The 12559-nt window shown below is 71.2% G+C and carries 15 protein-coding genes and 1 pseudogene; 9 read left to right on the top strand and 7 right to left on the bottom strand.

The genetic code is table 11. The annotated features are described in order from the left end of the window. The 3 genes and pseudogenes from ACTWPW_RS48445 to ACTWPW_RS48435 form a co-directional block, all read left to right on the top strand. Positions 1 to 293, top strand: a pseudogene (locus ACTWPW_RS48445) (ATP-dependent Clp protease ATP-binding subunit ClpC); the annotation flags it as partial. A 401-nt stretch (positions 294 to 694) separates the two neighbouring features. Beyond that, positions 695 to 1138, top strand: a complete 444-nt coding sequence (locus tag ACTWPW_RS48440) for a carboxymuconolactone decarboxylase family protein (protein WP_443172766.1) — start codon at positions 695 to 697, stop codon at positions 1136 to 1138. 537 nt (positions 1139 to 1675) lie between these two features. Next, entirely contained in the window at positions 1676 to 2614 is a 939-nt protein-coding gene (locus tag ACTWPW_RS48435) for a sugar phosphate isomerase/epimerase family protein (RefSeq protein WP_364114293.1), read from the top strand. A gap of 143 nt (positions 2615 to 2757) precedes the next feature. On the opposite strand, the gene ACTWPW_RS48430 is transcribed toward ACTWPW_RS48435, so the two are convergent. Further along, positions 2758 to 3222 carry a MarR family winged helix-turn-helix transcriptional regulator gene (locus ACTWPW_RS48430; protein WP_375110690.1) on the bottom strand — a complete coding sequence of 155 codons (465 nt, stop codon included), beginning with the start codon at positions 3220 to 3222 and terminating at the stop codon, positions 2758 to 2760. A 115-nt stretch (positions 3223 to 3337) separates the two neighbouring features. Here ACTWPW_RS48430 and ACTWPW_RS48425 point away from each other — a divergent pair, with 115 nt between their 5' ends. Both ACTWPW_RS48425 and ACTWPW_RS48420 read left to right on the top strand, forming a co-directional pair. Continuing rightward, entirely contained in the window at positions 3338 to 3661 is a 324-nt protein-coding gene (locus ACTWPW_RS48425) for a cupin domain-containing protein (protein ID WP_375110691.1), read from the top strand. A gap of 16 nt (positions 3662 to 3677) precedes the next feature. Further along, on the top strand, positions 3678 to 4094 hold the full coding sequence (locus ACTWPW_RS48420; protein WP_375110692.1) for a cupin domain-containing protein: 417 nt from the start codon (positions 3678 to 3680) through the stop codon (positions 4092 to 4094). Positions 4095 to 4379: 285 nt separating this feature from the next. Here the strand turns inward: ACTWPW_RS48420 and ACTWPW_RS48415 are convergent, their stop codons facing one another. Then, positions 4380 to 5255 (bottom strand): A/G-specific adenine glycosylase, encoded by an 876-nt coding sequence (locus tag ACTWPW_RS48415; protein WP_375110693.1) that lies wholly within the window; start codon positions 5253 to 5255, stop codon positions 4380 to 4382. Between the two features lie 78 nt (positions 5256 to 5333). Between ACTWPW_RS48415 and ACTWPW_RS48410 the strand changes: the two genes are divergently transcribed. Further along, complete coding sequence (locus tag ACTWPW_RS48410; protein WP_364114283.1) at positions 5334 to 6032, top strand: hypothetical protein; 699 nt, start codon at positions 5334 to 5336, stop codon at positions 6030 to 6032. 141 nt (positions 6033 to 6173) lie between these two features. On the opposite strand, the gene disA is transcribed toward ACTWPW_RS48410, so the two are convergent. From disA to ACTWPW_RS48385, 5 genes are read right to left on the bottom strand one after another with little or no spacing between them, the layout of a single operon-like run. Next, positions 6174 to 7250: a DNA integrity scanning diadenylate cyclase DisA gene (gene disA, locus ACTWPW_RS48405; protein WP_364114281.1), complete on the bottom strand. Its 1077-nt coding sequence runs from the start codon at positions 7248 to 7250 to the stop codon at positions 6174 to 6176. Between the two features lie 39 nt (positions 7251 to 7289). Further along, positions 7290 to 8696 (bottom strand): DNA repair protein RadA, encoded by a 1407-nt coding sequence (gene radA, locus ACTWPW_RS48400; protein ID WP_375110695.1) that lies wholly within the window; start codon positions 8694 to 8696, stop codon positions 7290 to 7292. Positions 8697 to 8753: 57 nt separating this feature from the next. Continuing rightward, positions 8754 to 9065, bottom strand: coding sequence for a thioredoxin (gene trxA, locus ACTWPW_RS48395; protein ID WP_375110696.1), 312 nt, complete (start codon positions 9063 to 9065; stop codon positions 8754 to 8756). A gap of 2 nt (positions 9066 to 9067) precedes the next feature. Then, positions 9068 to 9436: a MerR family transcriptional regulator gene (locus ACTWPW_RS48390; RefSeq protein WP_375110697.1), complete on the bottom strand. Its 369-nt coding sequence runs from the start codon at positions 9434 to 9436 to the stop codon at positions 9068 to 9070. Positions 9437 to 9477: 41 nt separating this feature from the next. Continuing rightward, complete coding sequence (locus ACTWPW_RS48385; protein ID WP_375110698.1) at positions 9478 to 10176, bottom strand: class I SAM-dependent methyltransferase; 699 nt, start codon at positions 10174 to 10176, stop codon at positions 9478 to 9480. A gap of 90 nt (positions 10177 to 10266) precedes the next feature. On the opposite strand from ACTWPW_RS48385, the gene ACTWPW_RS48380 reads away from it, so the two are divergent. From ACTWPW_RS48380 to ACTWPW_RS48370, 3 genes are read left to right on the top strand one after another with little or no spacing between them, the layout of a single operon-like run. Beyond that, positions 10267 to 11076 carry a sugar phosphate isomerase/epimerase family protein gene (locus ACTWPW_RS48380; protein ID WP_364114271.1) on the top strand — a complete coding sequence of 270 codons (810 nt, stop codon included), beginning with the start codon at positions 10267 to 10269 and terminating at the stop codon, positions 11074 to 11076. After that, positions 11073 to 11846: a class I SAM-dependent methyltransferase gene (locus tag ACTWPW_RS48375; protein ID WP_443172765.1), complete on the top strand. Its 774-nt coding sequence runs from the start codon at positions 11073 to 11075 to the stop codon at positions 11844 to 11846. Before ACTWPW_RS48380 ends, ACTWPW_RS48375 begins: the two co-directional genes overlap by 4 nt. Next, positions 11843 to 12424 carry a TetR/AcrR family transcriptional regulator gene (locus tag ACTWPW_RS48370; protein ID WP_364114267.1) on the top strand — a complete coding sequence of 194 codons (582 nt, stop codon included), beginning with the start codon at positions 11843 to 11845 and terminating at the stop codon, positions 12422 to 12424. Before ACTWPW_RS48375 ends, ACTWPW_RS48370 begins: the two co-directional genes overlap by 4 nt. Positions 12425 to 12559 lie beyond the last annotated feature (135 nt).

The raw sequence follows: 12559 nt of genomic DNA, 5'->3' as shown, positions 1-12559 counted from the left end.
CCAGGCTGAAGGACCGCGACATGGGGCTCGAGGTCTCGCCCGAGGCCAAGCAGCTGCTGGCCGACCGGGGTTACGACCCCGTCATGGGCGCCCGGCCGCTGCGCCGGACCATCCAGCGCGAGCTGGAAGACTCGCTGTCGGAGAAGATCCTCTACGGCGAGCTCCGGCCGGGGCAGGTCGTGAAGGTGACGATCGAGGGCGAGGGCGACAACGCCAAGTTCCTCTTCAAGGGCGAGACGTCCTCGAAGATCCCGGACTCGGCTGCCGCGATCGCCGCTCCGATCCAGAACTGACCACGTTCTGACGGAAGCCCCCGTGTGAGGAAACTCACGCGGGGGCTTTTCGCGTGCCCGTACAGGGTTTCGCGTGAGCGGTGCATATCGAATTCGGCTGCCCGCTACTACCTCGAAGGGGCTGCCCATCGTCCCGTCGTCCCACCCGGGTCTGTCCGCCGTCGTCGCCTTTGGCGTACGGGGGGCGGCCGTACCGCTCATGGGCGCCGCGCTGCGCCGGCGTCGGGGCGGGAACCGGGAAAGTGGCGCTGCTGCGATGGGCGGGCCCGTGGGGTCGGGCGGGGCCGAGAGAGCCGAGGCCAGGGGTAGGGGCCCTGGTGCGAACCTTTTTCGCCGGGAGCTGTCACAGCGGGACGGGCTGTCCTGTCCTAGCTGCGTACGACGAAATTACGGAGGTTCCCATGACTCAGCGGATCAACGTCGCCAAGCACGTTCCCGAGATCTACCGCCATTTCTTCTCGGTCGAGAAGCTGCTGCACGACAGCGGATTGCCCACCGCCACCCTTGAGCTGGTCAAGCTGCGGGCCAGCCAGATCAACGGCTGCGCCTACTGCGTGGACATGCACAGCCGGGACATGAAGAAGGCCGGCGAGAGCGACGAGCGGCTCTGGATGGTGGCGGCCTGGCGCGAGGCCACGGTGTTCACGCCGGAGGAGCGGGCCGCACTGGCGCTGACGGAGGAGGCGACCAGGCTGGCCGACCGCGAGGCGGTGCCGGACGCGGTGTGGCAGCAGGCGGCCGAGTACTACAGCGAGGAGCAGCTCGCGGTGCTCGTGGTGGCCATCGCGATGATCAACACCTGGAACCGGATCAACGTGGCCGCGCGGGTGACGCCGGGCGCGTGAGCGTGCCCGCTCGATAGTGATGGCTTGGGCGGGCCTGCCAGGCGCGTCCAGGCGTTCCGGGCCATGGTCGGCCGTCGGCCGTGGCGGGGAGGGGAGTCACGGCCGGCCGTCGGCGGTGGCGGGGGAGGGGCGCGGCGGGTCTGAGATCGTCCCTGGGGGCCTATAGGGACGTGTCCGGGCAATCCCTCCCCCTATGTCCGATGTTCGCCGCACGAGGCGATGGGCGGCACGTACGGCGTCTTGGCGATCCTCACTTCCGGGATTTGGGAGAAGTGAGAAGGTTGCCGTCGTTGCGTAAATGTTGGGTGTGCGGGTATACCGCCACCGCGAGTAGTACTACACTGCGTAGAGCTTCACCAAGTCTCATCCAAGTGAGCCACAAGATCGTGTTCCTAAGTTGAGGGCTGCTCCCCGGGGAGTAGTGAGAAATCAACTCAGGGCGGACGCGCGAGACATCAGCTAGCAGGCATGCTCGCAGGGTTCGCACGTCCGATGCGGGCGACGGGAACACACACAAGCAAGCCGTGGAGGAAACCGATGCGCCTGCGTCACGATGACGGAACGCTCGTTCACCTCGCCTACAACGCAGGCGTCCACCCCGCTGAGGACCTGGAGAACCTCATCGCGCACCTGACCCGATACGCGGTCCCGGTGCGCAAGCGGCTGGGTGTGGAGCGGATGGGCATCGGGCTGTGGCTGTCCCCGAGCGTCGCCGACCACCTCACGGCCGACCGCATCGAGCTCGTACGGCTGCGCCGCTCCCTGGAGGAGCGCGGGCTGGAGGTCGTCAGCCTCAACGGCACCGGCGGCCGCAACCAGGAGGTCCCGGGGCCCGACTGGGCCAAGCCGGAGCGCTACCGCTACACGATGGCGCTGGCCAAGATCCTGGCGTTCCTGCTGCCGGAGGACGTACGGTTCGGCAGCATCTCCACGATCCCGATCGGCTGGCGCCGCGACTGGCCCGCCGACCTGCACTCCATCGCGACCCGTCGCCTCGAGCGGCTGGCGCGTGAGCTGCGCGGTATCTACAGCACGACCGGCAAGACGATCAGGGTCGGGTTCGAGCCGTGGCCGGGGTGCGTGCTGGAGACCACCGAGCAGGCGCTCGAGCGGGTGGGCGGCATCGACTCCGAGCACCTGGGCGTGTGCCTGGACGCCTGCCACCTCGCCTGCGGTGACGAGGAGCCGGGCGCGGCGCTGAAGGGGCTGGCCAAGGCCGGGGCGCCCGTGGTCAAGCTGGGCCACGTGCACAACCACACCGGCGAGACGCCGAACACGGGTGCCGTGCTGCACGACACGCTCACGGCGATGTTGTCGGGCGCGGTGAGCGGCAGCGCTCACATCGAGGTGGAGACGCACAACCTGACCGTCCCCGGGCGGGCCAAGGGGCCGGGGGCGCTGGTGTCGCTGCTGGCCGAGGAGCTGGCCTGGGCGCGTACGAGCCTGACCAGCCTGGGCCTGCAGCTGGCCGCGTAGGACCACCGTCCGCCGGGAGATTGCCGGCGGCCCTCCAGGACCGTCCGCCAGGAGATTGCCGGCGGCCCTCCAGAGCCGGCCGCCAGGAGAATGTCGGTCGTTCAGGACCGGTCGTTCAGGACCGGTCGTTCAGGACCGGTTGTCTAGAGGTTGCCGAACCACCCCGGCGTGTCCAGGCGCCAGGGGTTGCCCGGGGTCATCCTGCGCAGGTCGGACTCCAGGGCGCTCAGGCGGTCCTCGCCGAGCTCGCCGGCCCAGCGGGCGCGCAGCTCGTCGAAGATGCGGGCCGAGCGGTTGAGCGCGTCCATCCCGTACGGGGTCAGGCGGACGATCTTGCGTCTGCTGTCGTGGGGGTCCGTGGTGCGTTCGACGTAGCCGACGCGCTCCAGGGTGTCGATGGTCTTGCCCGCGGCCTGTTTGGAGACGCCCAGCGTACGGCCCAGCTCGACGGCCGTGGTGCCGCCGGGGCCGATCGCCTGCATGACGAATCCGTGCATGGGCCGCATGTCCGGATGGCCCTGCCGGGCGAGCTCGGCGTGCAGCTCGTCGATCAGCGTGCGGAACGCGAGCAGCAGGCGTAGCGGGAGTTCGAAGCCGTATGTTGACACGATAGACAACCTGGTTAACTATATGGACAACGTGGTTGCCTATCTTAGGGGGTAAAGCGGCGTGTCCGTCATACGTGATGCCGAGGCGAGGCGGTCGGAGACTCCTGGCGGGGTCATGACGACCTTCGCCTCGCCGACGCAGGGAGGGGCCTCCAGGGCCCTGTGGAGGGTCGATGCCCGGCCCGGCGCCGAGGGGCCGGTGCACGACTTCGACAGCGAGCAGGTGTGGAGCTGGGTCGCCGGGGCGGCGACCGTCGAGCTGGGCGGGGAGACGTACGCCGTCGCCGCCGGGGACACGGTCGTCATGCCGGCCCGTACGGTACGGCGCGTCCTGGCCGATCCCGGCACCGGGTACACCGCCGTCGTCACGGCCGCGGCCGGTGCCCGCGCGTTCGCCCCGGACGGTGCCGACTACGGCGTTCCGCCGTGGATCGCGTGAGAGTGAGGAGAGATCGATGTCCGTTGTTCTCGCGGGTGAGTCCCGCAAGGTCGAGACGCCCAACGGGGTCATGACCACCCTCGCCTCCCCGACGCAGGGACAGGCGGGGCAGGCCGTCTGGCGGGTGGACGCCAGGCCGGGCATGGTCGGGCCGGTGCACGCGTTCGATGCCGAGCTGGTGTGGACGTGGCTCGACGGGGGTGCCGTGGTGGAGCTGGGCGGCGAGCGGTACGAGGTGGGCGCCGGCGACACGATGGTGCTGCCGGCGGATGTGAGCCGGCAGATGTTCGCCGATGCCGAGCGCGGGTTCGTGTCGGTGGTGGTCGCCCCGGCGGGGGCTCAGGCGTACAACCCCGGCGGGGTCTCGGAGCCGGACGCGTGCGACCTGGCCCCGAAGGACGCCGAGCGCCTCGTACCGCCCTGGGTGCGATGAGCTCCCCCGCCCGGCGACCACCGGCCGCGCACGGGAGCCGGCGGTAGGAGGGACGGCCCGCCGGGTGCCCAGGGAGCCGGGGGATGGCGGCCCGCCTGGTGTGGGGGAGCCGGTGGGGACGATGGCCCGCCTGGGCGCCGGGGAGCCCGTAGGAGCGGCGATCCGGCTGGCGCCCGGGAAGCCGGAGGGACGGCGGCCCGGCTGGTGCGGGGGAGCCGATGGAGACGATGGTCCGCCTGGGTGTCGGGGAGCTAGGAGGGGCGGCCTGGTGGGTGCAGGGGGTTGTCAGGCGTGGGGGAGGCGGTAGGTGCCGTCGTCCAGGGCCTCGGCGAGGCCGTCGGCGACCAGGCCGTCCAGGGCGCGCTCGCGCTGCACCGCATCGTCCCACACCGCGTCCAGCGCGGCCTTGGGCACCGGGCCGTGGGCCGAGCGCAGCACCTCCAGCAGGCGGCCCCGGCACTGGCGGTCGGTGCCCGCGTACGTCTGGCCCTTGCGTGCGGGGCCGGTGTGCGGGGGCTTGCCCGCCAGGCGCCAGGCGCACAGGTGGGTGATCGGGCAGTCGGCGCAGCGCGGGGCGCGCGCCGTGCAGACCAGGGCGCCCAGCTCCATCACCGCCACTCCCCAGCGGGCGGCGCCCAGCTCGGGCAGCAGGCTCTCCGCCAGCCGCCGCTCGGCCGCCGAGGTGGCGGTGGGCGGGTATTCCTCCGCGCGGACCGCCCTGGCGAAGACGCGCCGGACGTTGGTGTCGAGGACGGCGTGCCGGCCGCCGTAGGCGAAGCTGGCGACGGCGGCCGCGGTGTACTCGCCGATGCCGGGCAGCGCCAGCAGGGTCGCGTGGTCGGACGGCACCTCGCCGCCGTGCTCCTCGGTGATCGCCCGGGCGCAGGCGTGCAGGCGCAGCGCGCGGCGGGGGTAGCCGAGGCGGCCCCAGTGGCGTACGGCCTCGCCGGGTTGCTCGGCGGCCAGCGCCTTGGGCGTGGGCCAGCGTTCCATCCACTCGTGCCAGATGGGCAGGACGCGTACGACCGGGGTCTGCTGGAGCATGATCTCGCTGACCAGCACGCCCCACGGGGTCGCGTCGGTCGCCCGCCACGGGAGGTCCCGGGCGTTGTCCTCGTACCAGTCCAGAACGGGCGCGTGCAGGAGGTTCGGCTCAACCACGCGGTCAAGGGTATTGCGAGATGGCCAAGCTCGGCGTGTCGTCACTCTGCGTCGTCGGCCGCTCACCATCCTTGGTGTATGGATCCGGATACGATGCGTGGCGACGGCGGTGACATCTACTGGCGGCGCCGGATGAGCGTGCTGGTGGCGGTGCTCGTCGTGGTGGCCGTTGTGGCGTGGGCGTGCTCCAGCGGAGGCAGCGGCCCCGAACGCTCGTCCAGCGCGCAGTCCTCACCCAGCGCGAGCGTGAGCGCGGGCACGAGTGCCACCCCTGCCGTCGATCCGCTGCTGGCGGGCCTCCGTACGCTCGCCATGGGCACGGCCAGCCCGTCCCCGACCCCCACGACCCCGAAGGCGACGCCCACGCAGCGTCCGAAGCGGGCCGGGGAGCCGTGCGCCGAGGAGGACCTGGTGCTGAGCCTCCAGGGCGGCAAGGAGCAGATCTACCCGGGTGACTCCCGGCCCGGCTTCCTGGTCACGCTGGTGAACACGGGGTCGGTGATGTGCACGGCCGACGTGGGCCCGCGCGCCATGGAGGTCCGCATCACCTCGGGCGCGGACCGCATCTGGTCCACCGCCGACTGCGTGAGCGGCGAGGGCGCCGAGGTCAAGGAGCTGCAGCGGGGGGTGCCGTACGTGCGTTCGCTGGAGTGGGACCGGCGGCGCTCCAGCTCCGACTGCCGCGCCACACCGGCGGCGGCCCTGCCGGGGACGTACGTGGCCATGGTCCGCATGGGCAAGCTGCGCAGCGCCAAGGGCGTCTTCCACCTCCGGTAGCCCGGCTTCGCGTACGTCCCGCCCGATCGGGGACCCGTCACGCCCGCTCTCCCGGCGCGCGCGTGATGGGCGCCTTGTCCCTGCGGGGCGAGCGTCGGGTCATGCCCGAGGCGTATGGGGGTTGCCGCTCTCCGGCGAAGCTCAGACGTAGCGTTCGAGGATGGAGGACTCGGCGAGGCGGGACAGGCCCTCGCGGACGCTGCGCGCCCGGGACTCCCCGACGCCCCCGACCGCCTGAAGGTCGTCGATGCTGGCCGCGAGAAGCTTCTGCAGGCCGCCGAAGTGGTTGACCAGACGGTCCACCACCGTGGCGGGTAGGCGGGGCACCTTGGCCAGGAGGCGGAAGCCACGGGGGCTGACCGGGCTTTCGAGCTGGTCGGATCCGTTGTGGCCGAGGACGCGGGACACGGCCGAGAGGTCGAGGAGTTCGCTGCCCGACAGCTTGTCGAGGTCGTGCAGAGCCTCCAGGAGGCGTCGCTGGCGGCGGCCGGCGGGGGCCGGGAGGTAGTCGCGGATGACCAGCTCGCGCTCGGAGTCGACGCCGGCCACCAGCTCGTCGAGCTGCAGGGACAGGAGGCGGCCGTCGGTGCCGAGCTCGACGACGTAGCCCTTGATCTCGTCGGAGATGCGGCGGACCATCTCCAGCCGCTGCGCCACGGCCGACACGTCACGGACGGTGACCAGGTCTTCGATCTCCAGGGCCGACAGGGTGCCGGAGACCTCGTCGAGGCGGTGTTTGTAGCGCTCTAGGGTGGCCAGGGCCTGGTTGGCCTTGGACAGGATGGCCGCCGACTCCTCCAGGACGTAGCGGATGCCGTCGAGGTAGAGGGCGATGATGCGCATCGACTTGCTGATGGCGATGATCGGCAGGCCCGTCTGCCTGGCCACGCGCTGGGCGGTGCGGTGGCGGGTGCCGGACTCGTCGGTGGGGATGGAGGGGTCGGGCACGAGGTGCACGGCGGCCCGCACGATCTTCTGGTCGCCGCTCACCACGATGGCGCCGTCCATCTTGGCCAGCTCGCGGAGCCTGGTGGCCGAGAACTCGACGTCGAGCTCGAAGCCGCCGCTGCAGACCTCTTCGACGACCCTGTTGTAGCCGAGCACGATCAGCCCGCCGGTCTGCCCGCGCAGGATGCGTTCCAGGCCGTCGCGCAGAGGTGTGCCCGGCGCTACAGCGGCCAGGGCTTCGCGACGGCGGTCGTCCGAGCTCCTATCCACCTGACCCCCGTGTCGATCGGTCACCTCAGCTTAGCCGCGCTATGTGACGTGTGTGAGAGCGTCCCAGACGTTCTCCGCCTGGACCACCTCGAACCCGGGTGCGAACGCCACCGGCCCCACGGGCACCAGAGCGCGCTGGCTGCCGCGCCTGCGGGTGTCTTCCTCCAGGGAGCCCGCGGGCACGAGGGCACGTTTGAAACCGAGTCGCGCCGCTTCGGTCAGCCGCCTGCGTACGTCCTTGACCGGGCGCAGCTCGCCGGCCAGCCCCACCTCGCCCAGCGCCACCAGGCCGGGTGGCAGCGGCTTGTCACCGGCGGCGCTGGCGACGGCGAGCATGAGCGCGAGGTCCACGGCCGGGTCGGCCAGCTTGATGCCGCCGACCGTCGCGGTGAACACGTCGCAGCCCCCGAGGCGGGCGTTGAGCCGGCGCTCCAGGACCGCGAGGATCATCTGCACGCGGTAGGTGTCGAGGCCGGAGGACGAGCGCCGGGGCTGCTGCGCCTCGGTGCGGGCGACGAGGGCCTGGACCTCGGCGGGCAGCGGGCGGGTGCCCTCGACCGTGACGGTGACGCAGGTGCCGGGCACCGGCTCGCTGCGCCGGGAGACGAACAGCCCGCTCGGGTCGGTGATGCCCTCGATGCCCCGCTCGTGCAGGTCGAAGCAGCCGATCTCGTCGGTGGGGCCGAACCGGTTTTTGATCGCTCGCACCATGCGGAGCCTGGAGTGGCGGTCGCCCTCGAAGCTGAGCACCACGTCCACCAGGTGCTCCAGCGTGCGGGGGCCGGCGATGGAGCCCTCCTTGGTGACATGACCCACCAGGACGGTGGCCATGTTGCGCTCCTTCGCCAGGCGCACCAGGTTGGCCGCGACCTCGCGCACCTGCGTCACGCCGCCCGGCACGCCGGTGGCCTGCGCGGAGCCGACCGTCTGGACCGAGTCGACCACGAGCAGTTGGGGCTGGACCTTCTCCACGTGGGTCACCAGGGCCGACAGCTCGGTCTCGGCGGCGAGGTAGAGCTGGTCCTGGATCGCGCCGATGCGGTCGGCCCGCAGGCGCACCTGGGCCGCCGACTCCTCGCCCGTCACGTAGAGGACCGTGGTGCGCTCGGCGATGCGGGCCGCGGCCTCCAGCAGCAGCGTGGACTTGCCGATGCCCGGCTCGCCGGCCAGCAGCACCACCGCGCCCGGCACCAGGCCGCCGCCCAGCACCCGGTCGAGCTCGGCCACGCCGGTCGTGCGGGCAGTCGCCATCTCCGCCTTGACCTGGCCGATGGGCAGGGCCGGAGCGGTGGTGGCCCCCGCCTGGACGACGTTGACCCCGGTGCGGGCGCCTTCCTCGTCGACCGTGCCCCAAGCCTGGCACTCTCCACACCTGCCGACCCACTTGGTGGTGCGCCAACCGCACTCCGCGCAGCGGTATCCGGGCTTCTGGGCAGTCTTGGCCATGCGGAGCAGGCTAGCGGCCGGCACCGACAATCTTCGACAGTCGCCGGCGATCCACGACTATTCCTGGGACAGCCCCAGCTCCGAGACCAGCATGCGCTTCGGCTTGGCGCCCACGATCCGCCTGACCGGCTCGCCGTTCTCGAACAACATCATCGTCGGGATGCCCATCACCCCGTAGCGGGCCATGATCTCGGGGTTCTCGTCGGTGTTCAGCTTGCCGATCGCCAGGCCGTACTCCGACTCGATCTGCTCCAGCACGGGCGCCACCATCCGGCACGGCCCGCACCACTCGGCCCAGAAGTCGACCAGCATCGGCTTGTCGCTTTTGAGCACCTGCTCCTCGAAGTTGTCCGTGGTCAACGTGATCATCTTCATCCCCTAACAAAGCATCCTGGGCACGACTGGGCGAGCTGGGCGGCCACCTCGGCGCGGCGGGCGAGCAGCACGCGGATCTCCCGGTCGATGTCGCTGAGCTTGCGCTCGTAGACCTCGACCGACTCCGCGCACGACCCCCCGGTGCTGTGCCCCCGGCGCAGGCAGTCCACGAACGGCCGCGTCTCCTCCAGCGTGAAACCGATCTGGAGCAGGGCCCGGATCTCGGACACCAGCCTGACGTCGTCCTCGCTGTAGTGGCGGTAGCCGTTGGACCCGCGGCGGGCGTTGAGCAGCCCGTGCTGCTCGTAGTAGCGGAGCGAGCGGGTGCTCACTCCGGTCCGTTCCGCCAGCTCACCGATGCGCATGCCACCACGGTAAACGTTGACACCGGCGTCAGGGTCAAGCCTCAGAAGTAGCGCCAGCGCAGAACGTTCGGGTAGGGGAGCTCCAGGCCCGGCGTCTCGGCGATGGCCTGCTCGGCCACCTCTGGCGCGAACTCGATGCGCAGCACCGCCTCCAGGTCCGCCCGCCGCTGGAAGGCCATCCGCAGGTCGAGCGGCCGGCGCTGCCAGCCGTGCAGATCCCAGAACGCCTCGACCTCGCGGGCGGAGTAGGTCGGCACGGTGTGCGAGAACCAGCGCCCGAACGACCCCCGCGTGGCGTCGAGGTCCACGACGAAGGCCGCCCCGCCGCGGCGTACGACCCGGGACAGCTCGCGCAGCCCCGGCTCGCAGCCGGGACCGAAGAAGTACGCCCAGCGCGCGATGGCCACGTCCACCCCGGCGTCCGGCAGCGGCAGGTCCTGGGCGGCGGCGGCGTGCACGGTCACGTTGGCCAGGCCCGCGCAGCGGCGGCGGGCCAGCGCGGCCAGGTCGCCGTGCGGTTCCACGCCGATCACCCGCGCCGCCTGGGCGGCCAGGACCGGCAGGTGGTAACCGGTGCCGCAGCCGATGTCGAGCACGGTGGCGCCGTCCCAGGGACGCAGGGCGCGCATCGCCGCGTCGGCCGCCCCCTCGGGATCGACGGCGCGGTTCTCCAGCTCGTAGACCTGGGGCGTGTTCCAGATGTTCGGGCTGGGAATCGCACCTTTCGCTATCCGTGGCATGCCATAACAGTAGATGGAGCGGTAACCCGGAACGCGCCTCACCACAGGGGCTCGCGCGCCAGATCGGCTTCTCCGGCTTAGGCTGGCAGCGTGGCTGATGTCATCCGCGTGCCCAATGCGAAGATCGCATTGTCCACCGCTTCGGTATATCCGGAACGCACTCCTGACGCGTTCGAGCTGGCCGCCCGCCTGGGTTACGACGGCGTCGAGATCATGGTCGGCGCCGACCCGGTGAGCCAGGACATCGACGTGATCGAGCGGCTTTCCGCGCACTACGAGATACCCGTCCTGGCCATTCACGCGCCATGCCTGCTGGTCACGCAGCGGGTCTGGGGCCGTGACCCATGGGCGAAGCTGGTCAAGGCGCAGAAGGCGGCCGAACGCCTGGGCGCCTCGACGGTCGTCGTCCACCCGCCGTTCCGCTGGCAGCGCGACTACGCCCGCGACTTCGAGACCGGGCTGGCCAGGATGCGGGACGAGACCGATGTCACGTTCGCGGTGGAGAACATGTTCCCGCTGCGGGCCAGGGGCAACGACGTCGTGCCCTACTCGCCCGACTGGAACCCGATCGACTACGACTTCCCGCAGGTGACGCTGGACCTCTCGCACACCGCCGTGTCGGGCTCCGACGCCATGGAGATGGCCGTCAAGCTCGGCGACCGGCTCGCGCACCTGCACCTGGCCGACGGCATCGGCGTGACGAACAAGGACGAGCACCTGGTCCCCGGCAGGGGCAACCAGCCGTGCGCGCAGATGCTGGAGCGGCTGGCCAACAACGGCTACTCCGGGCTGGTGGTCCTCGAGATCAACACCCGTAAGGCGACCAGCCGCACCGAGCGGATCGACGACCTGGCGGAGGGGCTGGCCTTCGCCCGGCTGCACCTGGCGGCATCCACATGAACACAGGTCCCATCAAGAATCTGGGCAGGTCGTTCGATCGCGTGGCGGACGCCTACGACGCCGGCCGGCCCCACTACCCCGACGAGCTCTACCGGGCGCTGACCGAGGTGTCCGGCGTCGCGCTGGACGGCGCCACCACGGTCGACATCGGCGCGGGCACCGGCATCATGACGCGCGCGCTCAGGGCGCGCGGAGCGCGCGTGATCGGGGTGGACCCGGGCGAGCCGATGTTGCGGCGCCTGGTGTCCAGGACCGGCGCCGAGGAGGGCGCCCCGGCCGCGGCCGTGCTGGCGGACGGCAACGCGCTGCCGCTGGCCGACGGGGTGGCCGACCTGGTGACGTACGCCCAGTCGTGGCACTGGCTGGACCCGGTGGCCTCGATCGCCGAGGCCAGGCGGGTGCTGCGGCCGGAGGGCGCGATCGCGGGCTGCTGGAACCTCAACCACGCCGCGCAGGCCGAGTGGCTGGCCGCCTACGAGGCACGCCTGGCGGAGGAGGTTCCCAGCTACTGGGGCCCCGCGGTGGAGGAGTGGTCGGTGCCGCCCATCGCCTCGGCCTTCGAGGTGATCGCCGAGCGCTGGATCCCGTGGACCAGGCTGGTCGGCATCGAGGACTTCCTGCTCGACCTGCGCTCCCACTCCTACATGGCGGCGCTGTCGCAGGAGCGCGCCGACGAGCTGGTCGAGCGGCAGCGGGTGGAGCTGCGCAAGGCGTTCCCCGAGGGGCTGCTGTCCGTGCCGATGCGGGTCTACCTGGCGGTGGGCCGGTGACGGTGAAGCGGCGTCCCGGGCGCAGGCCCGGGTCGGCCGACACGCGGGGGGAGATCCTCACCGCGGCGCGGAGGGTCTTCGCCGAGAAGGGGTTCGACAAGGCCACCGTGCGCGGCATCGCCAGGGAGGCCCAGGTCGATCCCGCCCTCGTGCACCACTATTTCGACACCAAGGCCGGTATGTTCGCGGCGGCCATGGCCCTGCCGATCACGCCGCAGGACGTCCTCCCGGTGCTGCTGGAGGGGCCGCGCGAGGAGATCGGGGAGCGGCTCGTACGCATGATCCTGCGCGTCACCGCCTCCGAGGAGACCAGGGAGCCGCTGCTGGCCCTGATCCGCTCGGCCGTGACCCACGACCAGGCGGTCGCGATGTTCCGGGAGTTCATCACGAACGCCCTGCTCTTCCAAGTGGCCGACCGGCTGCGGGTGCCGCACCTGAGGGTCGAGGCCGCCTTCGCGCAGATGCTCGGCGTCATCATGGCCCGCTACGTCATCAAGCTGGAACCGCTGGCCAGCGCCGGTCACGACGAGCTGGTCGAGCTGCTCGCGCCGACCATCCAGAGGTACTTCACCGCCTAGAGCATTGTTCTGGATATGTCGGTGACCTTAGGGTATGTCACGTAGACCGGTAAAGTTACTCGTGGGTAGGATCTGGTCGTATGCCTGCGCAGCGGGTGACCGTACGCTGACAGCCAACGTCGTCTGTGGGAGGAC

Origin of the sequence: Nonomuraea sp. KM90 (assembly GCF_052246675.1) — a bacterium.
GTDB lineage: Bacteria > Actinomycetota > Actinomycetes > Streptosporangiales > Streptosporangiaceae > Nonomuraea.
Note: the sequence above shows the minus strand (reverse complement) of the source record. Positions and strands in the feature narration are given on the sequence as shown.